At 67.3% G+C, this 18,834-nt stretch carries 16 protein-coding genes and 1 pseudogene; 7 read left to right on the top strand and 10 right to left on the bottom strand.

What is annotated here, in order from left to right; translation table 11 throughout:
• Nucleotides 1-8: 8 nt before the first annotated feature.
• Nucleotides 9-1,199: pseudogene (locus tag WAQ08_RS10555) on the bottom strand (glucose-1-phosphate adenylyltransferase); the annotation flags it as partial.
• A 57-nt stretch (nucleotides 1,200-1,256) separates the two neighbouring features.
• A complete protein-coding gene (glgB, locus tag WAQ08_RS10550; protein WP_422191532.1) occupies nucleotides 1,257-3,176 on the bottom strand; it encodes a 1,4-alpha-glucan branching protein GlgB in 1,920 nt (639 codons plus the stop codon).
• Nucleotides 3,177-3,458: 282 nt separating this feature from the next.
• Between glgB and WAQ08_RS10545 the strand changes: the two genes are divergently transcribed.
• On the top strand, nucleotides 3,459-3,689 hold the full coding sequence (locus tag WAQ08_RS10545; RefSeq protein WP_422191531.1) for a hypothetical protein: 231 nt from the start codon (nucleotides 3,459-3,461) through the stop codon (nucleotides 3,687-3,689).
• Nucleotides 3,690-3,711: 22 nt separating this feature from the next.
• On the opposite strand, the gene glgX is transcribed toward WAQ08_RS10545, so the two are convergent.
• Both glgX and WAQ08_RS10535 read right to left on the bottom strand, forming a co-directional pair.
• A complete protein-coding gene (gene glgX, locus WAQ08_RS10540) occupies nucleotides 3,712-5,916 on the bottom strand; it encodes a glycogen debranching protein GlgX (protein ID WP_422191530.1) in 2,205 nt (734 codons plus the stop codon).
• A gap of 130 nt (nucleotides 5,917-6,046) precedes the next feature.
• Nucleotides 6,047-6,616, bottom strand: a complete 570-nt coding sequence (locus WAQ08_RS10535) for a PaaI family thioesterase (protein ID WP_422191529.1) — start codon at nucleotides 6,614-6,616, stop codon at nucleotides 6,047-6,049.
• Nucleotides 6,617-6,689: 73 nt separating this feature from the next.
• Here WAQ08_RS10535 and WAQ08_RS10530 point away from each other — a divergent pair, with 73 nt between their 5' ends.
• The 3 genes from WAQ08_RS10530 to WAQ08_RS10520 all read left to right on the top strand — a co-directional run bounded on the left by WAQ08_RS10530 (nucleotide 6,690) and on the right by WAQ08_RS10520 (nucleotide 9,015).
• Nucleotides 6,690-7,157, top strand: coding sequence for a MarR family winged helix-turn-helix transcriptional regulator (locus WAQ08_RS10530; protein ID WP_422191528.1), 468 nt, complete (start codon nucleotides 6,690-6,692; stop codon nucleotides 7,155-7,157).
• Between the two features lie 78 nt (nucleotides 7,158-7,235).
• On the top strand, nucleotides 7,236-7,706 hold the full coding sequence (locus tag WAQ08_RS10525; RefSeq protein WP_422191527.1) for an RrF2 family transcriptional regulator: 471 nt from the start codon (nucleotides 7,236-7,238) through the stop codon (nucleotides 7,704-7,706).
• An 88-nt stretch (nucleotides 7,707-7,794) separates the two neighbouring features.
• Nucleotides 7,795-9,015, top strand: coding sequence for a globin domain-containing protein (locus WAQ08_RS10520; protein ID WP_422191526.1), 1,221 nt, complete (start codon nucleotides 7,795-7,797; stop codon nucleotides 9,013-9,015).
• Between the two features lie 21 nt (nucleotides 9,016-9,036).
• Here WAQ08_RS10520 and WAQ08_RS10515 read toward each other — a convergent pair whose 3' ends face one another.
• The 3 genes from WAQ08_RS10515 to WAQ08_RS10505 form a co-directional block, all read right to left on the bottom strand.
• Nucleotides 9,037-10,035: a CapA family protein gene (locus WAQ08_RS10515; protein ID WP_422191525.1), complete on the bottom strand. Its 999-nt coding sequence runs from the start codon at nucleotides 10,033-10,035 to the stop codon at nucleotides 9,037-9,039.
• Nucleotides 10,032-10,493 (bottom strand): hypothetical protein, encoded by a 462-nt coding sequence (locus tag WAQ08_RS10510; RefSeq protein WP_422191524.1) that lies wholly within the window; start codon nucleotides 10,491-10,493, stop codon nucleotides 10,032-10,034. The genes WAQ08_RS10515 and WAQ08_RS10510 overlap by 4 nt, the downstream gene beginning before the upstream one ends.
• A gap of 88 nt (nucleotides 10,494-10,581) precedes the next feature.
• On the bottom strand, nucleotides 10,582-12,132 hold the full coding sequence (locus WAQ08_RS10505; RefSeq protein WP_422191523.1) for a flavin-containing monooxygenase: 1,551 nt from the start codon (nucleotides 12,130-12,132) through the stop codon (nucleotides 10,582-10,584).
• A 172-nt stretch (nucleotides 12,133-12,304) separates the two neighbouring features.
• On the opposite strand from WAQ08_RS10505, the gene WAQ08_RS10500 reads away from it, so the two are divergent.
• Complete coding sequence (locus WAQ08_RS10500) at nucleotides 12,305-13,324, top strand: AraC family transcriptional regulator (protein WP_422191522.1); 1,020 nt, start codon at nucleotides 12,305-12,307, stop codon at nucleotides 13,322-13,324.
• Between the two features lie 14 nt (nucleotides 13,325-13,338).
• Here WAQ08_RS10500 and WAQ08_RS10495 read toward each other — a convergent pair whose 3' ends face one another.
• Genes WAQ08_RS10495 through WAQ08_RS10485 form a run of 3 tightly spaced genes read right to left on the bottom strand, consistent with a single transcriptional unit; the run spans nucleotide 13,339 to nucleotide 16,657 of the window.
• Nucleotides 13,339-14,496 carry a catalase family protein gene (locus tag WAQ08_RS10495; protein ID WP_422191521.1) on the bottom strand — a complete coding sequence of 386 codons (1,158 nt, stop codon included), beginning with the start codon at nucleotides 14,494-14,496 and terminating at the stop codon, nucleotides 13,339-13,341.
• Nucleotides 14,493-15,953: a PQQ-dependent sugar dehydrogenase gene (locus WAQ08_RS10490; RefSeq protein ID WP_422191520.1), complete on the bottom strand. Its 1,461-nt coding sequence runs from the start codon at nucleotides 15,951-15,953 to the stop codon at nucleotides 14,493-14,495. Before WAQ08_RS10490 ends, WAQ08_RS10495 begins: the two co-directional genes overlap by 4 nt.
• A complete protein-coding gene (locus tag WAQ08_RS10485) occupies nucleotides 15,872-16,657 on the bottom strand; it encodes a type 1 glutamine amidotransferase (protein WP_422191519.1) in 786 nt (261 codons plus the stop codon). The genes WAQ08_RS10490 and WAQ08_RS10485 overlap by 82 nt, the downstream gene beginning before the upstream one ends.
• A gap of 311 nt (nucleotides 16,658-16,968) precedes the next feature.
• Here WAQ08_RS10485 and kdpF point away from each other — a divergent pair, with 311 nt between their 5' ends.
• On the top strand, nucleotides 16,969-17,061 hold the full coding sequence (gene kdpF, locus WAQ08_RS10480; RefSeq protein WP_422191518.1) for a K(+)-transporting ATPase subunit F: 93 nt from the start codon (nucleotides 16,969-16,971) through the stop codon (nucleotides 17,059-17,061).
• Nucleotides 17,058-18,830: a potassium-transporting ATPase subunit KdpA gene (gene kdpA, locus WAQ08_RS10475; RefSeq protein ID WP_422191517.1), complete on the top strand. Its 1,773-nt coding sequence runs from the start codon at nucleotides 17,058-17,060 to the stop codon at nucleotides 18,828-18,830. The genes kdpF and kdpA overlap by 4 nt, the downstream gene beginning before the upstream one ends.
• Nucleotides 18,831-18,834: the final 4 nt, after the last annotated feature.

Here is an 18,834-nt window from a genome sequence, read left to right as displayed (position 1 = left end):
CCTTTGCCGATGACGACGATGCCGCTGTCGCTCACGTGGAAGCGCTGGCGGTCAGCGTCGAGGTCGTAGCCGATGCGCATGCCCGGCGGGATCACGTTGTCCGAGTCGATGATGGCGCGACGGATGCGGGCGCCCTCGCCGATGCGGGTGCGGTCCATCACGATGGAGCCCACCACCTCGGCGTTGCTCTCCACATGCACGCTGCGGCGCAGCAGGCTGCGCTCGATCAGCGCGCGGCGCACCTGCACGCCGGCACCGATGGACGCGCCCTTGATGGTGGCGTCGTACAGCTGCGCGGCCTCGGTGTGGTCGGGGCTGGCCTGGATGGGCCACGAGGCGTTGTGCATCGAGAAGCGCGGCTGCTCGCCCAGGGTGTCGAAGTTGGCCTCGTAGTAGGACTCGATGGTGCCCACGTCGCGCCAGTAGCCGGCCTCTTCGAAATCATGCACGCCCGGCACCTTGTTGGTGGCAAAGTCGTAGGCCATCACGCGGTGGCTGTCGGTCAGCGTGGGCAGCACGTGCTTGCCGAAATCGTGCTGGCCGTTGGCGTGGGCCTTCTCCAGCGAGGCCAGCAGCAGCTCGGTGTCGAAGATGTAGTTGCCCATCGAGGCCAGGGCGCGGTCGGCGCGGCCGGGCATCGGATCTGCATGGCTCGGCTTTTCCTGGAAATCGCGAATGCGGCCGCTGCCATCCGTCTTGACGATGCCGAAGGACGAGACCTGGCTGAGCGGCACGGGCAGCGCGGCCACGGTGGCGTCGGCCTGGTTGTCCACGTGGTACTGGATCATCTGGCGCACGTCCATGCGGTAGACGTGGTCGGCGCCGAACACCACCACCAGGTCGGGCTTCATCGACTGGATCAGGTGCATGTTCTGGTAGACCGAATCAGCCGTGCCCTGGAACCACTCGGGGCCGCGCTGCATCTGCGGCGGCACCACGGTGATGAACTGGTTGGGCATCAGCGGGCTCATCACCCAGGTGCGGCGCACGTGCTCGATCAGGCTCTGTGATTTGTACTGCACCAGCAGGTAGACCGAATAGATCTTGCTGTTGACCAGATTGGACAGCACGAAGTCGACGATGCGGTGGCGGCCGTTGAAGGGCACGGCCGGCTTGGACCGCTCGGCGGTGAGAGGGCTGAGGCGAGTGCCTTCGCCGCCGGCCATCACGATGGCCAATACGGTTTTGCCTGCGATCATGTCAGTCTCCAGTGCGGGCTCGTGGCCCGGTCAAGTCGGTGGCGAGGTTGACGCGGGTCATCGCGGGGCCTCGAAGAACAGCGCTGCCAACGGGGGCAGCGTGAGGGTGAGTGAGGCAGGCTGGTGGTGGTGCGGCACCTGCAGGGCATCGACGCCACCCAGGTTGCCCACGCCGCTGCCGCCGTAGATCGATGCATCGCTGTTGAGCAACTCTCGCCAGTGGCCGGGCAAAGGCACGCCCAGGCGGTAGCCGTGACGCACTTCGGGCGTCAGGTTCAGCACCACCAGCACGGGGTGGGCCTCGTCATGGCCCTGGCGCAGGAAGGCGACCACGCCGTGGTTCGCATCGTCGCGCACCAGCCAGCGAAAGCCCTGTTCGCTGAAGTCGATCTCGAACAAGGCCGGGTGCGTGCGGTAGACGCGGTTCAGATCGGCCACCCAGCGCTTGAGGCCGGCGTTGAGCGGATCGTTCAGCAGCTTCCAGTCCAGCGTGGCCTCGTGGTGCCATTCGCGCTCCACGCCCAACTCGCCGCCCATGAAGAGCAGCTTCTTGCCGGGGTGTCCCCACATCAGGCCGTACAGGGTGCGCAGGTTGGAGAAACGCTGCCACTTGTCGCCGAACTGGCGGCCCAGCAGCGAGCCCTTGCCGTGCACCACCTCGTCGTGCGAGAGCGAGAGCACGAAGTTCTCGCTGAAGGCGTAGACCAGGCCGAAGCTCAGGTCATCGAGGTGAAAGCCCCGGTACAGCGGATCGCGCGCAAAGTGGCGCAGCGTGTCGTGCATCCAGCCCAGGTTCCATTTCAGGCCAAAGCCCAGGCCAGTCAGGTCATCGTGGTGCCCCACCGGGCGGCTCACGCCGGGCCAGGCGGTGGACTCTTCCGCGATCATCTGCACGTCGGGGTGGCGCGCATAGACCTCGGCGTTCAGGCGCCGCAGGAAGGCCACGGCCTCCAGGTTCTCATGCCCGCCGTGCTTGTTGGGGATCCACTCGCCCGGCTTGCGGGCATAGTCCAGGTAGAGCATGGAGGCCACGCCGTCCACACGCAGACCATCGAAGTGGTAGGTGCCCAGCCAGAACAGCGCACTGTCGATCAGGAAGTCGGCCACCTCGTGGCGGCCGTAGTTGAAGATCAGGCTGTTCCACTCGGGGTGGAAGCCCTGGCGCGGGTCGGCGTGCTCATACAAGTGCGTGCCATCGAAAGTGGCCAGGCCGTGCGCGTCGTTCGGGAAGTGCGAGGGCACCCAATCCAGGATCACGCCGATGCCGGCCTGGTGCAGGCGATCGACGAAGCGCATCAGCTGCTGCGGCGTACCGTAGCGCGAGGTGGCCGCGAAGTAGCCGGTGGTCTGGTAGCCCCAGGAGCCGTAGAAGGGATGCTCGGTCAGCGGCATCAGCTCCACGTGCGTGAAGCCCATGTCGATCAAGTAGGGGATCAGCTCGTCGGCCAGCTCCTCATAGCCCAGGAAGCGCCGGCCATCGCGGCCCGAGCGCCATGAGCCCGCGTGCAGCTCGTAGATGGCCATGGGCGCGCCCAGCGCGTTGCGGGCCATGCGGTGCGCCATCCAGTCGCCATCGCGCCAGTCATAGGCCAGATCCCACAGCACGGAGCCGGTGCGCGGCGGCTCCTCCGCCAGAAAGGCGTAGGGGTCGGCCTTGTCGAAGGCTTCGCCCTGCTTGGGCTCGATCCGGTACTTGTAGCGCTGGCCATGCTGAGCACCGGGCACGAAGCCATCCCACACGCCGGAGTCGTCGCTGAGCGGATGCAGCTTGTGCAGGCCGCCTTGCCACCCATTGACATCACCGATCACGCTGACGGCTCTGGCATTGGGGGCCCATACGCGGAAGCGCGCACCGGCCACGCCATGGTCCAGCCGCAGGTGGGCACCCATGGCATGGTGGCCTTGTGCAGCCGCGCCACGCGCTTCGGCGTAGTGACCTGTGCTGCCCTGCGATCCCGACCATGCGTCCATCAACATGACGTGCCTCTTTTGCTCGTGAACGGTGCGAATCAATCACCGCTCAGGCACTTTAAGAAGCATGCTGCGTTGCAGCAGTCGTCGAAGGATCAAAGCATCGTCAGGCAAGCGCACGGGGGCCGTCAGTGGCGCCCTACGTCAAAACCGCTGCCTGTGAAACGCTCGCCGTCATGTAGTGCAATGCCTACAGGATCTTGGGCGTCGGCCGACTGTGGGCCAGGCCAGGTTTCGGGACACTCAAGCCATCGAACCACCCCAAAAGACGCCCAGAGGAGGCCGCCCATGACGCCAATGCTCGATGCCCCCACCCACGCCATGAACGCCTCGTCCGCCTGGATGCCTGCCCTGGTGTCCGATGGCCAGGGCGACAGTTTCCCGGTCGAGGCGATGGACAGCCGCCGCCGCGCGATGAGCTTCAATGCCATCGACCACATGCGCAGTTCTGCCGCCCGTGCCATGGGTCTGGAGGCTGACGAAATCGGCGCACTGGAGTCGGCCCACGGCGATTGGTGAGCGCTCGCGGGAAGGCAGCCCCTCAGCGCCCCACCGGCCCTGAGATCTCCCCCCGGCGCAGCCCGTCCACCAACTCCTTGACCAGCGCGGTCGATGCCGCATCCGTGCCGGACACGAACAGCAGCGCCGAGCGCCCCGTCACCTCATAGACATCGCCCGGCGCGTACTCCGGAATCTCGCGCTCCAGCGGCGCGTTGGTGTCCACGATGCGCGTCCAGCGTGCCACGCCATGGTGGGCCGGCATGCTCCAGAGCACCAGATCATGGTGGGCATTGACCACCAGCAAAGTGGTCACACCGTGCTGCCCCGCAGGCGGGCGCCCGTCGAGCAAGGCCCGCGCGTCGGCCAGCATGCCGATGCTGCGCATGGCCGCATCGTTCCACTGGGCCGGCTGCAGTTCGCGCCCGGCCGCATCCACCCAGGCCACATCACGGATGCCCGCCCGCGTGGGATGGCGACCGCGCGCATGGCGCTTGGGCCGCAGCACGGCCAGGGTGTCGCGCAGCCACAGCAGCTTGCGCACGAAGTTGGTCAGGCTTTCCTGATCCTCCGTGCGATCCCAGTCCATCCAGGAGATCTCGTTGTCCTGGCAATAGGCATTGTTGTTGCCCTGCTGGGTGCGCCCGGCCTCGTCACCGGCCAGCAGCATCGGCGTGCCGTGGGCCAGCAGCAGGGTCAGCAGCAGGTTGCGCTGCTGGCGGGCGCGCAGCTTGAGGATCTCTTCATCGTCTGTCGGCCCTTCGGCACCACAGTTCCACGAGATGTTGTTGCTGTTGCCGTCTCGGTTGTTCTCGCCATTGGCCTCGTTGTGCCGGTCGTTGTAGGCCACCAGGTCGGCCAGGGTGAAGCCATCGTGCGCGGTGATGAAGTTGACGCTGGCCCAGGGCTTGCGGCCACGGTGCCGAAAGCGATCAGCCGAGGCGGTCAGGCGCGAGGCCAGGCTGGGCACCTGTTTCTCGTCGCCGCGCCAGAAGGCACGCAGTTGGTCACGGAAGGCGTCATTCCATTCGGCCCAGCCGGGCGGGAAGCCGCCCACCTGGTAACCACCCGGGCCGCAGTCCCACGGTTCGGCGATGAACTTGAGCGGGCTGAGCACCGGATCCTGCCGCCAGGCCTGGAAGAAGCCGCAGGTCTGGTCGAAGCCCTGGGGCTCGCGGCCCAGCACCGTGGCCAGGTCAAAGCGGAAGCCGTCCACGCCCAGGCCGGCCCAGTAGCGCAGGCTGTCCATGATCATCTGCAGCACGCGCGGGTGGTTGGCATTGATGGTGTTGCCTGTGCCGGTGTCGTTGATGTAGTGGCGCGGGTGCTGCGGGTCCAGCCGGTAGTAGGAGGCGTTGTCGATGCCCTTGAAGCTGATCGTCGGCCCCAGGCCATTGCCCTCAGCCGTGTGGTTGTAGACCACGTCCAGCAGCACCTCCAGGCCGGCATCGTGCAGGCGGTCCACCATTTCGGTGAAGTCGGCCAATTGGCCGCCGCTCAGATAACGCGCATCCGGCGCGAAGAAGGCGATGGTGTTGTAGCCCCAAAAGTTGGACAGGCCATGGTCGTGCAGGTGGGGCTCATCAGCAAAGGCGTGGATGGGCAGCAGCTCCACCGAACTCACGCCCAGCGAACGGATGTAGGCGATCACCTCCGGATGGGCCAGGCCCTTGAAGCGCCCCCGCGCGTCTGCCGGTACAGCCGGGTGGCGCTGCGTGAAGCCCTTGGCGTGGGTCTCGTAGACGATGGTGCGGTCCCAGGGGCGGCGCCAGGCCGGGCGTGCGGGAATGGCGCGCGGGTCATCTGGCAGCACGCGCGCCTTGGGCATGGCCTGGGCGCTGTCCAGCTCGCAGAAGGACAGGTCGGCATCCGGATGGCCCAGTTGGTAGCCGAACAGGCTGGGGCCCCATTGCAGTTGCCCGACCAGCGCACGCGCGTAGGGGTCCAGCACCAGCTTGTGGTGGTTGAAGCGGTGGCCCTTGTCAGGCTTGTAGGGGCCATGCACGCGGTAGCCGTAGACCAGGCCGGGCTTGGCGCCGGGCAGGCGGCCGTGCCAGACCTCGTCGGTGTGCTCGGGCAGGTCGACGCGGTGCAGCTCCTTGGTACCGGTCTCGTCGAACAGGCACAGCTCCACGCGCGTGGCATGCGCGGAGAACAGCGCGAAGTTGACACCGTCCTCGTCGGCGGCGGCGCCCAGGTGGCAGGGGCTGCCGGCCTCCGCCGGCGCCCATTTGGAGGATTTTTTCATCGAGGTCGGGCTGGGTTCTGGATCACCGCCAAGGGTGCCCCAGTGCCCGACAGAAGGCTTGTCGGCGGCCTCGGAAACTGGCGTCAGCGGGCACCGACAGGCGTGGCGCCATCTGCCTGAACCCGCGCCCTCAGCCGCCCAGGTCCATCACCAGGCAGGTGGTGCTGGCGTGTGCGTAGAGCTTGCCGTCCGGGCCCACCAGACGCCCTTCGGCCGTGGCGGTGCGCCCGCCCACATGGATCACCTGGGCGATGGCGCGCACCAGGGGCACCTTCTCCGTCAAGGCGCGCACGTAGTTGAGCTTGAGCTCCAGCGTGGTGTAGGTCTTGCCCGACGGCAAGGCGGTGTGCACCGAGCAGGCCACGGCCGAGTCGAGCAAGGTGGCGATCCAGCCGCCATGCACCGTGCCCAGCGGGTTGTAGTGCGCGAACTGCGGGCGCCCCTGGAACTCGACACGGCCCACATCGGCCTCGACCAGGAAGAAATCCAGCGTGTCGGAGATGGGCGCACGCGGCATCTCACCGGCCAGCATGGCGCGGAACACCTCGATGCCCGAGCGGCCGATGAACTGCTCGGGCTTGCCCAGGCCGATCTGGTGGTTGAGGGCAGTGAGTTCGGCGCCACGCGCCTGCCAGGCCTTGAGGGTGTCGGCAGCGGTGTCGGGTGTCAGCAGGGCCTGGGCGGCAGCGGGGTGGGTCATGCGGCTATCCTTCAAGAAATCACAGGTGCTTGATGCTTGCATCTACAATGATTGTAGGTACAATATTCAAACCATGGCAAGCGACACCGCTTCATCCCTCAAGCCGCAAGGCTGCACCAACCTCAAGTTGCGCCAGATCAGCCGCCGCGTGAGCCGCTTGTACGACGAGGCCATGGAAGCCACAGGGCTCAAGGGCACGCAGTATTCGCTGCTGTCGCATGTGATCCTGATGGAACCTGTGCGGCCCTCCGATCTGGCCGCACGGATGACGCTGGATGCCTCCACCCTCACGCGCAACCTGCAGCCGCTGGTCGCCCAGGGCTGGGTAGAGATCGGTGCGGGCGAGGATGGGCGCAGCCGCCTGGTCACATCCACCGAGGCCGGTCGGGCCAAGCGGCAGCAGGGGCAACGGGCCTGGAAGCAGGCTCAGCAGTCGATCAATGCGCAGCTGGGGCCGGAGCGCGTGGTAGCGCTGCATGCGCTGATCGACGAGTGTGCAGCCCTGCTGCAGGACGACAGCCCGGCCATAGCCAGCGACTGATCCGCGAGCACAAGAAACGTCGCTTGCAGGGGCAATAAGTTGCATGTAATATGCATCTTAAAGACGCCGTACCCCACCATGCAACTCACCCGCTTCAGCGACCTCGGCCTTCGCGTGCTGATGTACCTGGCCCACCAGGACCGGCCCGAGCCCGTCACCATCGCCGAGATCGCCACGCAGTTCCAGGTGCCCACCAACCACCTCACCAAGGTGGTCAACAAGCTGGGCCACCTGGGGTGGGTCAGCACCCTGCGCGGACGCCACGGCGGCCTGCGCCTGGCCCAGCCGGCCACCCGGATCCGCGTAGGTGACGTGGTGCAGCAGATGGAAGGGCACGAGCAACTGATCGATTGCGCCGGGCTGGACTGCGTGCTCACGGGCCGCTGCCTGCTGCAAGCCGCACTCAATGCCGCCCTGCGCGCCTTCTACGACGAGCTGAACCGCCACACCCTGGCCGATGTCTGCGCCAAGCGCACGGGAGAGGCCATCATCCAGCTGCACCGGCAGTTCCTGGATCAGCGCAGCCTGCCTGCCTCTTCCTCCCACTGAAACGCTTTTTGACACGATCACCTCTCGTGCATCGCCTTCCCGTAAAGATGCATTTTTAATACCTCTTTTTGACAACAGGAGCCCCACCATGATCTCGACCACCGCCCGCCCCTACATCGAGGCCAGCGTGCCCGTGCTGCGTGAGCACGGCCTGGCCATCACCACGCGCTTTTACGCCCGCATGTTCGAGGCCCACCCCGAACTGCGCAACCTCTTCAACATGGGCAACCAGGCCAGCGGCGCGCAGCAGCAATCGCTGGCGGCCGCCGTGTTCGCCTATGCGGCCAACATCGACAACGCGGCGGCCCTCGCGCCCGTGCTCGACCGCATCGTGCACAAGCACGCGGCCGTGGGCATCAAGCCCTCGCACTACCCCATCGTGGGCCGGCACCTGCTGGGCGCCATCGGCGAGGTGCTGGGCGAGGCCGCCACGCCCGAACTGATCGCCGCCTGGGACGAGGCCTACTGGCTGCTGGCCGGCGAGCTGATCGCGGCCGAGGCACGCCTGTACCAGCGCACCGGCACCCAGCCGGGCCAGTTGCAAGCCCTGCAAGTGCTGCGCACCGAGCGTGAAGGCACAGACACCGCGTCGATCTACCTGCAGACCCCGCAGGGCACCAGCCCCGGCACCTTCCTGCCAGGCCAGTACGTGAGCGTAGCGGTGGACTGGATCGCCGTTGATGGCGCCGCACGCCGCCAGCTGCGCCAGTACAGCCTGTCGGACGCGCCCGGGCAGCCCTGGTGGCGCCTGACCATCAAGCGCGAGGCCGGCACGCCGGCAGGCCAGGTGTCGAACTGGCTGCACGATCAGGTCAAGGCCGGCGACGTGCTGCCCGTGAGCGCCGCCTATGGTGATTTCACGCCCGTGCTGGAAGGTGATGCGCCCCTGGTGCTGCTGTCGGCCGGCGTGGGCATCACGCCCATGGTGTCGGTGCTCAAGGCCCTGGCGCGGCAAAACCCGGCGCGGCCCGTGGTGTTCGCCCATGCCGCGCGCGACGCCACGCACCAGGCGCTGCTGGCCGATCTGCAGGAGGCCGCCCGCCTGATGCCCCGGCTGCGCACCGTGCTCTTCCATGAGCAAGGGCGCGAGCACGACGCGCCTCAGGACCTGGCGCACACCACCTACCGGGGCCGCATGACCCTGGAGCCCGTGCTGGCCGATGTGGACCTGGCCCAGGCCCAGGTGCTGATGTGCGGCCCGCTGCCCTTCATGCGCGCGCAATGGGATGGCCTGCGCCACAAGGGTGTGCCGGCAGAGCGCATCCACCGCGAGGTGTTCGGCCCGGAGCTGCTGGACCATCTGTTCTGAGCCCATGGCCACCCGGCCACCTCAGGGCGGTGGCCGCTCCCAGCTGGGCCCCGGCCCGGCGGGGTGCGGCACGCCGCGGCGATCGATGCGGGCCACCTCCACACGCCAGCGCCGTACCCCGTCGCGCCCGGCCTGCACCCACAGCAGCCAACCCGTGTTGTTGTCGATGTGGCTGAAGCCATCGAACACGAAGTTGCCCAGGCTGTAGACGATGGGCCGCCCCCGGTAAGTCTCCGTGTCCTGCACCACGTGCGGATGGGTGCCCACCACCATGTCCGCCCCCGCATCGATCATGCGGCGGGCCAGGCCACGCTGGTGGTCACTGGCCAGGGGCTCGTGCTCCTGCCCCCAGTGCATGAAGGGGATGACCAGGTCGGCGTGATGGGCCGTGCGCGCGCGGCGGATGTCCTCGATGAGATGCTGTTCGTCGATCCAGGCGATGCCTGGGTGGTCCTCCGTGGCCTCGAAGGCGCGCGGCAGGAAGCCGTTGTAGCCCAGCAGCGCGATGCGCAGACCGTGGCGCGCCACGATGAGCGGCTCATGCGCTTCCCGCAAGCTGTGGCCACCGCCGAAGTAGGGCACACCGACCGCTTTCAGGCGGCGCAACATCTGCGCGAAGGCCTGCCGGCCGTAGTCACCGGCATGGTTGTTGGCCACCGACACCACGTCGACATGGCGGGCCAGCACGGGCAGCACACGCGGGTGGGCCCGGAAGGTCCAGGGCTTGTCCTCCGCCTTGCCGCCCTGGGCCACCACGCACTCCAGGTTGGCGATGCGCAAATCCGCGGCTGCCAGATGGGCAGCGAAGGGTGCGAAAGGATCATGGCCGGCCGCGATGACACGCCCCGGGCCATCGGCCAGCATCACATCGCCCACGATGGCGATCGACACCGGTCGGTCATCCTTCAAGAGCAACGCCCCGGCATCGACCTGCCCCCTGGCCAGCCCGCTCCATGGCAAAGCCGGTACAAGCACCATGGCCAGGCGGGCCAAGGTACTGCGGCGTGAACACGGCGTCATGGTGCATCCCCCTGCCACGCACAGCCATAGACCAGCTCACGTCCCAGCACGCTGGAGTACACGTGGTTCCAGCCCGTCAAGGCCGGCAGCTCGTGCGTCACCGGCCAGGGCGGCAGGTGCGTGGTCATGTGCAGCAGCACCGGCGCCCCCCGAACGGCCATGTCGTAGATGTAGAGCTTGACGTAGGCCGCATCACCCGTGGGGCCTGCCCCCACCACCGCCTTGAACCGGAAGCGCTCGTCGATGTCGTGCGAGACCACGCCATAGGGATCGCTGGTGGGTCGGGCGGTGACCCGGCGTGTGACGTCGGCCTGGCGCACATCGCACAGCAGGGTGGGCTGTGCCAACGCCTGCCCGCCACCGGCCAAGGCACATACGCCCCACACCATGCGCCGCACCAGGCTCGCCCGTGTGCTGCCGCGCCCACCCGGCATGCGGCCTTCCCTGATGCCCACCATCCCTGCCTCCTTGTTGAACGAAGGCGCAGGCTAGGTGGGCGGGGGCGGGCTGTCCATCCCTATCTCCCCTCCCACAGAGGGAGCAGCCTCAGGCCGTCGCCACCTCGCTGCGCTGCACCTGCACGGGCCGCACGCCCCCGCAGCACACCAGGTCGTAATCGCCCAGGTTCACGTGGCGGGTCTCCAGCCAGTACTTCCAGGTGGACTTGGGCCAGATCGCGAAGTTGATGCCCTCGGCGGTCTGGTACCAGCTCTTGCAGCCGGTCTGCCACACGGTGCCCTTGAGGGCTTGCGTGACCTCGGCCAGGAAGCGTGCCTGGGCCTGGGGCCGCACGTCGATGTAGTCCACCTTCTGGTCCTGCACCAGCTTCAGGCACTTGACGATGTAGTCGGCCTGCGCCTCGATCATGAAGATGATGGAGTTGTGGCCCAAGCCCGTGTGCGGGCCCACCAGCTGGTACATGTTGGGGTAATTGGCGGTGCTGATGCCCAGGTAGCTGGTGGGGCTGGTCTTCCAGTCTTCCTGCAGGGTGTGGCCCTTGCGTCCGCGCAGCTCGAAGCTCTTCATGTAGATGCGCGGATCGACCACAAAGCCCGTGCCCAGGATCACGCAGTCGGCCGGGCGCTCCACGCCGTCACGCGTGACGATGCTGTGCTCGCGCAGTTCCTGGATGCCTTCCGTCACCAGCGACACGTTGGGGCGGTTGAAGGCCGGGAACCACTTGTTGGAGATCAGGATGCGCTTGCAGCCCAGGGTGTAGTCGGGCGTGAGCTTCCTGGCCAGCGCCGGATCCTTCACCTGCATGCGCACCAGCTTGCGCAGGCCCATCTCGCCGATCTTGGCCATCCACGGGTTGAAGATAGGCCACACGCGCGATTCGTTGGTCCAGTAGCAACGCCAGCGGTGCAGGGTGCGCGTGATGGGCAGGGCCGCGAACAGCTTCTTGCGCAGCAGGCCGTACTCACGCTCGTCACGCGGGATCACCCAGGCGGCCGAGCGCTGGAACACGTACAACTGCTTGGCGAAGGGCGCGATCTCGGGCACGTACTGGATGGCGCTGCCACCGGTGCCGATGGACACGATGTTCTTGCCGCGCAGGTCGTAGCCGTGGTCCCACTGGGCCGAGTGCATCACCTTGCCCTTGAAGTTCTCCAGGCCGGGGATCTTGGGGATGGCCGGCACGTGCAGCGGGCCCGAGGCCAGCACCCAGTGGTGGGCGCTGATGGTGTCGCCGGCAGCCGTCTTGATCGTCCAGCGGCCGGTGCGGTCGTCGAACACGGCGCTGGTCACCTCCTGGCCGAAGCGGATGTGCGGGCGCAGCTGGTAGCGCTCGGTCACGTCCAGCATGTACTGCTGGATCTCGCTCCAGGGGGCGTAGCGCTTGGACCAGTCGTTCTTGGGCGCGAAGGAGTACGAGTACATGTGCGACTGCACGTCGCAGGCCGCGCCGGGGTACTGGTTGTCGCGCCAGGTGCCGCCCACCTCGGCGCCTTTTTCCAGCACGACGAAATCGTGGATGCCCGCCTCCTTCAGCTTGATGGCCATGCACAGGCCGCCGAAGCCAGCGCCGGCGATGGCCACCTCGACGTGGCGGACGGGCGCAGCATTCGGTGCGTCTTTGGGAGGGTTCGTGGTCATGGCGTCACCTTGTCTCGTGGTGGATGGTGGTTCGGATCAGTGACTTGATGGTGCGCAAACCGGCCCGTGGGGGCCATGCTAGATTCGACCGGCAAATTGATCTTTTCGGCCAGATCCCCTGGTGTCGGCCAGTTTCAAGGGTTCATCCCGCCCCTTCCTTGACCTCGATCACATGAGCACGCGATCCATCCTCGGCCTGATCTACATGGTGCAGGGCCTCCAGCAACTGGGCGAGGACCCGGGCCCCGTGCTGCGCAAGCACGGGCTGGACGCGGACAAGCTGGACCCGAGCACCCGCATCGAGCGCGCGCGCGAGCTGCGCATCTACGCCGACCTGGCCGAGCAACTGCACGACCCGATGCTGGGCCTGCGCCTGGGCGGCTTCTACGGCCTGGCGGGTTACGGCCCGCTGGTGATGCTGATCATGACCTGCGCCAACGCGTGGGAGGCCTTCCAGATGGGCGTGAGGTACCAGCGCCTGACCTACCTGTTCGGCACCTTGCGGCTAGAGCCGGGCGAGCGCCTGAGCGCGCTGGTGCTCTCGCCCATGACGATGGCGCCAAGTGCCTTCCGCTTTCGTGTGGATGGTGAGGTGTCCGGCACCTACAAGATGGTGCGCGACATGCAGGCCACGATGGGCCTGGACATCCACGCCGAGCGCATCGACATGCCCTACCCGCGCCCGCCCCAGGCGGCCGAGTACGAGGCCTACTTCAACGCCCCCGTGCGCTTCGGCGAAGCAGAAGCGCGCTTCTGGCTGCGCAACGAGCACCTGCAACTGCGCTTTCCCACCGCCGATGCGGCCGCGCACGCGATGGTCCGTGCCATGTGCGACCAGCAACTGCAAACGCAACAGGCCGAGGAGGCGCAGCAGGGCGTGACTGAGCGCGTGAAGGCTCACCTGGGCCTGTTCAACGGCGAGTTCCCCGGCTCGGAGGACGTGGCCAGAGCGCTGGGCCTGTCCGAGCGCAGCCTGCGCCGCCAGTTGGCCGACGAAGGCCACAACTTCCGCGACCTGCTGGCCGATGCCCGCCATGCCCGCGCGCGGCACCTGCTGGCCCACAGCACCTTGCCCGTGGAGGCCATCGCGCAGCAACTGGGCTACGCGGAATCGGCCGCCTTCATCCGCGCCTTCCAGCGTTGGCAGGGGATGACGCCGGCGCGTTACCGGCAGCAGCCCTCACAGGACTGACACTTCCCTGGCGCTCAGGCGGGGAGATCGTGACGTGAGCGCGGCTCGCGCAGCACCTGGCCGTTCGCCTGGGCCCGGTAGCGGGCCGACGCCCCGTAGGCCGACTTGCGCACCCGGTTGAGTGCGCCCAGCGGGCGGTGCGCCGCCAGGCCACGCCAGGGCGAGAAGGCCATGCCCAGATCCACCTGGGCCACCCGGCCGCTGCTCCACACGTCCTGCACCCCTGCATCCAGCGTGGCCACCGTCACATACGGGCTTTCCGGCTCGGGCCATGTGACAGAGCCGTCCTCGATGGGCATGCTCTGCAAGCTGGTGCATAGCTGCACACGCAGCTCCCAGCGGCCACCGTGGTGCTCGAAGTGATCGATCACCGCTTCACGGATCGGGTTGGGCGAGCCACTGGCCACGAACGAATCCAGCGGCAGCCCCTTGAGCGCCAGCAGGTGCTCGGACACCGGCACCAGGCTGAGCTTGGCCACATGGCGGCCGTACAGCAGCGGCAGCTGGGTATAGAAGGTCTCGCCCAGGATGTGGGTGAGCGGGTGGCCGCCCAGCGTCCTGAGCAGCGAGCTTTCCAGGCCCATGGCCTCCAGCGTCTTCTCCGCGCCGCGCAGGAAGGTGGACAGCCCGCGCTTGAGCATGGGCACCGTGTCGGTGGTGGCGGCCAGGCCCTTGAGGCCCTGCAGGAAATCACGCGGCGTGGCCAGCCCGAAGGTTGGCGCATCCACCATCAGGAAGTCCTGGGTCAGGTCGTCTTCACTGCCGGGCAGGCGCGCACCGTCCACCCCGATCACCTTGATGCCGATGCCTCGAGGCACGGACACCCGATCATCCAGCACATCCCCCGGGATGGTGGACAGGCGCATCACCACGGGGTAGGTGGCCGGCCGTGCGAACAGCCCTTGCGCCAGCGACGGGGGCAGGCCCTCGTGCACACGCAGCTCGCCGATCACGATGCCGTGCGACTTGGCATGCACGCCGCGCTCTGCCTTGCCTTCGTCTTCCAGCACCGCCTCGGCGATGCTGCGCATGATGCGTCCGATGGCGATGGCCACATCGGCTTCGTCATCCTCGATGTGCTCCATGTCGGCGCGGAACTCCAGCGGTTCCTGCGACCAGCGGGCCAGGACATCGACGGCGGAAGCAGCTTCCTGGTGGGCGGTGAGGGTCATGGCCGATCCTTGGCTGAGGTAGGGGGGCTTGGCTTGCTGGCACCGGGGCTGGCGGATGCCGTGGTGCTGGCAGGCGCCGTGACACCGGAGACACGCCAGATGGCATTGCCCACGTCGTCGGCCACCAGCAGCGCGCCCTTGCGGTCGAAGGCCACACCGACAGGGCGGCCGCGTGCCTCGTCATCCTTGAGGAAATCCGTGAGCACGTCCACCGGCATGCCATTGGGCTTGCCATTGGCAAAGGGCACGAACACCACCTTGTAGCCGCTGCGCGGCTTGCGGTTCCACGAACCGTGCTGGCCGATGAACATGCCGTTGCGCAGGGCCAGCGGCAGGTTGCTGCCTTCGGCATAGGCCAGGCCCAACGAGGCGGTGTGCGAGCCCAGCGCGTAATCAGGCACCACGGCCTTGGCGACCAAGTCGGGGCGTTGTGGCTTGACGCGCTCATCCACATGGCCACCGAAGTAGCTGTAAGGCCAGCCGTAGAAGGCGCCGTCCTTCACCGAGGTCATGTAGTCGGGCACCAGGTCGTTGCCCAGCTCGTCACGCTCGTTGACCACCGTCCACAGGGTGCCGCTGCCGGGCTCCCAGGCCAGGCCCACGGGGTTGCGCAGGCCGCTGGCGAACAGGCGCTTGGTCTTGGCCTTGAGGTCGACCTCCCAGATGGCGGCGCGGCCCTCTTCGGCCTCCATGCCGTTTTCGCCCACGTTGCTGTTGGAGCCCACCGTGGCGTAGAGCTTGCTGCCATCCTTGCTGGCGATGATGTTCTTGGTCCAGTGGTGGTTGATGCCCGCGGGCAAATCCACCACCTTCTCGGCCTGTGCCGTGATGCGCGTCTGGCCCGCCTTGTAGGGAAAGCGCACGATGGCATCGGCATTGGCCACGTACAGGCTGCCATCGACCAGGGCCATGCCGAAAGGTGAGTTCAGGCCGGTCAGGAACTCGTACCGGGTTTCGGCGACGCCATCGTGGTCCGTGTCCCGCAGCAGGGTGATCCGGTTGGGGCTCTCAACCCCTGCGCCTGCGCGCTTCTGCACCAGCTTCATCACCTGGCCCTTGAGGCCGCCGCCGGGCTTGGGCGGCGCGTTGGTTTCGGCCACCAGCACATCGCCATTGGGCAGTACGTACAACCAGCGCGGGTGCACCAGCCGTGTGGCATAGGCTTGCACTTGCAAGCCCTGGGCCGGCGTGGGCTTGACGCCGGCGGGCCAGCCCGTGCCCTTGGCGATGTGTACCGTGGGGATGAGTGATTTCTCGGGCGCGGGCAACTGCGGGTTGGTGCCGTAGCCGATGGGCTGCGATGCCCCTGCCGCCTTGCCGGCCTCGGCCTTCTGAGCCGTAGCGGGCGAGGGCAGCAGACCGCCTCCGGCCAGGATCACCAGCGAGGCCAGGGCCAGCGATCCCGCCGCCCCCCAACGGAAGGGATGAAACAGGGGCAAGATCGTCGATGCAGGCATGGGCCATCCCGGTGGTCTGGATCACCGCAGTGTGACGCGACACGCCCCCTTGCCGTGTCAGGCAATGCCGATTCGGCTGTCAGCCGATGCGCTCGCCTGGCGCCCGGCTGCACGGATTGGCCGCAGGGCAAGCGCAGTTCCTGGGCGCCGGCCTGGCACCAGTCCTGCACGATGTCCTCGGTGACTTCCAGGTGGCACTGCAGGCCGATGTGCAGACCCAACGTGAAGCCCTTGTTGCGGCAATGCGTGCCGAACAGGGCCCGGGTGGCGCCCTTCGGCAGAGCGAAGGTTTCGTAGTGCCAGTTGAAGGTGCTGGCCTCGGCCGCACCGCCGAACAGCGCGCGGGCAAGTGGTGTCACATGCAGCGTCTCCCAGCCGATGCAGGGCACGGGGTTGCGCGTAACCTCCGCGCCCAGCGCTCGGGCCAGCAACTGCCCGCCAAAGCAGTGGCCCAGCACCGGGATGTCCATCGCCAGGGCCTGCTTGAGCAAGGCTTTCTCTTGCGCGATCCAGGGCAGCGGGTCGGTCACGCTGCGGTTGCTGCCCAGCAGCACCAGGCCGCTGAAATCACGCGCCTGCCGTGGCAGGGCATCGCCGGCCTCGGGGTGGATGTGCACGGTCGACACGTGCCAGTCGTTCAGGAGCGTTTGCAGTTGGCCGGCACGCTGGTTGGGATCGTGCTGGAAGATGGCGATCGGTCTCATGGTCAAGGCATGCGTCACGGGCATGCCATCGGTGGCGACCAGGCCACTCTAGGCAGCCACGCCTCAAGTTCCGGCACAGATGTGCCATCAAGACCGCATCAAGGCCATCTTGATGGAATCTTGATACCGCCCCCACGAAACTTGCCGGCGTTTTGAGGGGCCGATTTCTACGATCTCCCTGTCGATCACAAGATCAAGAAGGATCCCGACATGGACATCGTTTACATCGTGCTGGCGGCCGCCCTGGTGGCCGCCATCTGGGGGATGGCCGCTGGCTGCGCCCGCTTGATGCCCCCCCGGGGAGGCCGCTCATGAGCGCGCTCTACGCCCTGTGCGCCATGGTGGCGCTGGCCCTGCTGGTCTACCTGGTGGCGGCCCTGCTGAACCCGGAGGACTTCACGTGAGCTCGCAAGCCTGGCTGCTGCTGGCAGCCTTTCTCGCCATCCTGCTGGCCATGGCCTGGCCGCTGGCCGGCGCCATCACCGCGGTGATGCAAGGGCGCACCCGCTGGGCCGCCATCATCGAAGCACCGCTCTTCAAGCTGGCGGGTGTGCGCCCGGAGCAGGGCATGGGCTGGCAACGCTATGCCCTGGCTGTGCTGCTTTTCAACGTGCTGGGCCTGGTCGCCGTGTATGGCCTGCAGCGCCTGCAAGGCTGGTTGCCCCTGAACCCGCAGGGCTTCGGGGCCGTCAGCCCTGATTCGGCCTTCAACACCGCCATCAGTTTCGTGGCCAACACCAACTGGCAGGGCTACGCCGGCGAGGCCACCATGAGCTATCTCACGCAGATGCTCGCGCTGGCCGTGCAGAACTTCCTGTCGGCGGCCACGGGCATCGTGGTGGTGATCGCGCTGATCCGCGGTTTTGCGCAGCACGGCGCGGGCAACCTGGGCAACGCCTGGGCCGACCTGACGCGCGTGGTGCTGTGGATCCTGCTGCCGATCTCGCTGGTACTGGCGTTGTTCTTCGTGAGCCAGGGCTCCATTCAGAACTTCTCGCCCTACCAGGACGTGGCCACGCTGGAAGCCACCACCTACCAGGCCCCCAAGCTGGACGAAGCCGGACAACCTGTGAAGGACGCCCAAGGCCAGCCGGTGATGCAGGAGCAGCGCGCCACCACCCAGAGCCTGGCCATGGGGCCCGTGGCCTCGCAGCTGTCCATCAAGATGCTGGGCACCAATGGGGGCGGTTTCTTCAACGCCAACTCGGCCCACCCTTTCGAGAACCCCACGCCGCTGAGCAACTTCGTGCAGATGCTGGCGATCTTCGCGATCCCAGCGGCACTGTGCCTGGTCTTCGGCCACATGGTGGGCGATGTGCGCCAGGGCTGGGCCGTGCTGGGTGCGATGACGGCGATCTTCATCGTGGCCGTGGTCGTGCTCACCCACTACGAAGCCCAGGGCAACCCGCTGCTGGCCGCGCTGGGCGTGGACGTGAGCGGCGGCAACCTCGAAGGCAAGGAGATGCGCTTCGGCCTGAAGGCCTCCAGCCTGTTCGCTGCCGTGACCACGGCCGCCTCCTGCGGTGCCGTCAACACCATGCACGATTCGCTGATGCCCCTGGCCGGCGGCGTGCCCCTGATCCTGATGCAGCTGGGCGAGGTCGTCTTCGGCGGCGTGGGCTCGGGCCTGTACGGCATGCTGGTGTTCGCCATCCTGGCCGTGTTCATCGCCGGGCTGATGATCGGCCGCACGCCCGAGTACCTGGGCAAGAAGATCGAAACCTTCGAGATGAAGATGGTGGCCGTGGCCATCCTGGTCACTCCGGTGCTGGTGCTGGCGGGTACCGCCGTGGCCGTGCTGTCGCCAGACGGGCAGGTCGGTGTGGCCAACCCTGGGGCGCACGGCTTCTCCGAGATCCTCTATGCCCTGAGCTCGGCCGCCAACAACAACGGCAGCGCCTTCGCGGGCCTGTCAGCCAACACGCCCTTCTACAACGTGCTGCTGGGCATCGCCATGTGGCTGGGCCGCTTCGGCGTGATCGTGCCCGTGCTGGCGATTGCCGGCAGCCTGGCCGCCAAGAAGCGCCTGGCCGTCACGGCCGGCACCCTGCCCACGCACGGCCCGCTCTTCGTGGTGCTGCTGATCGGCGTGGTGCTGCTCGTCGGCCTGCTGAACTACGTGCCCGCGCTGGCCCTCGGCCCCGTCGTCGAACACCTGGTGCTGAACCCCTGAGACC

It is taken from the genome of Aquabacterium sp., assembly GCF_049274795.1.
GTDB lineage: Bacteria > Pseudomonadota > Gammaproteobacteria > Burkholderiales > Burkholderiaceae_C > Aquabacterium.
This window is presented reverse-complemented; position numbering and strand designations above follow the sequence as displayed.

Coding starts and splice junctions, on each gene's coding strand:
- glgB (WP_422191532.1), bottom strand. CDS start 3,176: ATGTTGATGGACGCATGGTCGGGATCGCAGGGCAGCACAGGTCACTAC.
- WAQ08_RS10545 (WP_422191531.1), top strand. CDS start 3,459: ATGACGCCAATGCTCGATGCCCCCACCCACGCCATGAACGCCTCGTCC.
- glgX (WP_422191530.1), bottom strand. CDS start 5,916: ATGAAAAAATCCTCCAAATGGGCGCCGGCGGAGGCCGGCAGCCCCTGC.
- WAQ08_RS10535 (WP_422191529.1), bottom strand. CDS start 6,616: ATGACCCACCCCGCTGCCGCCCAGGCCCTGCTGACACCCGACACCGCT.
- WAQ08_RS10530 (WP_422191528.1), top strand. CDS start 6,690: ATGGCAAGCGACACCGCTTCATCCCTCAAGCCGCAAGGCTGCACCAAC.
- WAQ08_RS10525 (WP_422191527.1), top strand. CDS start 7,236: ATGCAACTCACCCGCTTCAGCGACCTCGGCCTTCGCGTGCTGATGTAC.
- WAQ08_RS10520 (WP_422191526.1), top strand. CDS start 7,795: ATGATCTCGACCACCGCCCGCCCCTACATCGAGGCCAGCGTGCCCGTG.
- WAQ08_RS10515 (WP_422191525.1), bottom strand. CDS start 10,035: ATGACGCCGTGTTCACGCCGCAGTACCTTGGCCCGCCTGGCCATGGTG.
- WAQ08_RS10510 (WP_422191524.1), bottom strand. CDS start 10,493: ATGGTGGGCATCAGGGAAGGCCGCATGCCGGGTGGGCGCGGCAGCACA.
- WAQ08_RS10505 (WP_422191523.1), bottom strand. CDS start 12,132: ATGACCACGAACCCTCCCAAAGACGCACCGAATGCTGCGCCCGTCCGC.
- WAQ08_RS10500 (WP_422191522.1), top strand. CDS start 12,305: ATGAGCACGCGATCCATCCTCGGCCTGATCTACATGGTGCAGGGCCTC.
- WAQ08_RS10495 (WP_422191521.1), bottom strand. CDS start 14,496: ATGACCCTCACCGCCCACCAGGAAGCTGCTTCCGCCGTCGATGTCCTG.
- WAQ08_RS10490 (WP_422191520.1), bottom strand. CDS start 15,953: ATGCCTGCATCGACGATCTTGCCCCTGTTTCATCCCTTCCGTTGGGGG.
- WAQ08_RS10485 (WP_422191519.1), bottom strand. CDS start 16,657: ATGAGACCGATCGCCATCTTCCAGCACGATCCCAACCAGCGTGCCGGC.
- kdpF (WP_422191518.1), top strand. CDS start 16,969: ATGAGCGCGCTCTACGCCCTGTGCGCCATGGTGGCGCTGGCCCTGCTG.